Here is a 1,343-nt window from a genome sequence, read left to right on the forward strand (position 1 = left end):
GAAAAGATATATGAGGGCAAGAGGAAAAAATAATAAGTATTTACAAGAAGGTACAGGAGCTAAAAGACAGAGCATAAATGAAGCAAGAGAGTATGGAGAATATATAGGAGATAATGTCCCTAAGTTTAGAAACAATAGAGATATTTGGACTATTAACACCAGTGCATTTAAAGGAAAACACTATGCGGTATTTCCACCAAAACTGGTAGAACTTTGTATAAAAGCAGGATGTCCTAAAAAAGGCTTAATTCTTGATCCCTTTATGGGTTCAGGAACTGTTGGAATGGTAGCTATTAGGATGGATAGAGAATATATTGGAATTGACATAAACAAAGACTACTGTCAAATAGCTAAAGAAAGGATAGAGAAAAATATGAAATAGGAGGTATGTATGAAAAAGAAAGGGAAAGTAAACCCAAGAGATGTACCAAAGACCAAGCTTATATCAGAAAAGAAAGAAGAAAGCAATGAAAAATTCAGTAATACAGAGATACCATCAGATTTTTCAAAAAAAGAAATAAATAAAGTAAAAAGCAGGAACAACATAGACAATAATGTTGAAAACTCTAAATATTACTCAGATCATTTGCAAGAAAATAGTCAGGATTTATTCAAAGAAAAAGAAAAGCCAAATAGAGAAAGAAGACAAAGAAAAATCCATGAGGAAAAATTTGCAGAAGCCTCCTATCATAATGAATATCAGCCGGAATATTCGCAACGGCAGCATAGAAAAATGGAAGAAAATGAGGAAAGTAGATATGGTGAATATCACGGGCAAGAAACAGAATATAGGCTAAGTAATTTTAAAGAAGATTTTAATGATGGAGTAATTTCAACTAACTCTAATATAAAAAGTAGCATTTCTCCCCAAAAAAATTGCAAGGGGAATAGTAATTTAAAATTGAAGAAAAACGTTGAGAGTGAAAGTTTTAATGATGTGCCAGATAAAAAAATAAGGAGATTTAGAAAAGAAGATAAGAATTTTAATAGAGAGGTAAGTTCAACATATGATCCATTATCACAGGACTCAGATAATGATGGTGTAATAGATCGCTATGACATTAACTTTAGTGATAGCAATGTATCCTATAGGGATACAAGAGATGACTATAAGTATTTACCATCTTCTGATGTGCAAAGAAAAAATTGGGATGGTTATTCTATTCTTGGTAAGAAAGGGAAAGAAAGCTTTCAAAAAAACACCTTTAAAAAACTTTATCAATCTCAAAGTCAGTTTAAGGATAAAGGGGAAAAAGCAGAATTAAAATCTTTAAATGGGAAGTTTAGAAGAAAAGATCTATCATATAAGGCAAATGAAGAAGATAAAAAAATAATTCAAGACC

1 protein-coding gene and 1 pseudogene are annotated in these 1,343 nt (G+C 31.0%); both read left to right on the plus strand.

The window, feature by feature from the left end:
- The coding region (locus HMPREF0077_RS09925) for a DNA methyltransferase (protein ID WP_004837882.1) at nt 1-382 on the plus strand (382 nt) is incomplete at its 5' end.
- Between the two features lie 9 nt (nt 383-391).
- Nucleotides 392-1,343: pseudogene (locus tag HMPREF0077_RS09930) on the plus strand (hypothetical protein); the annotation flags it as partial.

Source organism: Anaerococcus tetradius ATCC 35098 (genome assembly GCF_000159095.1).
In the GTDB taxonomy this organism is placed as follows: Bacteria; Bacillota; Clostridia; order Tissierellales; family Peptoniphilaceae; genus Anaerococcus; species Anaerococcus tetradius.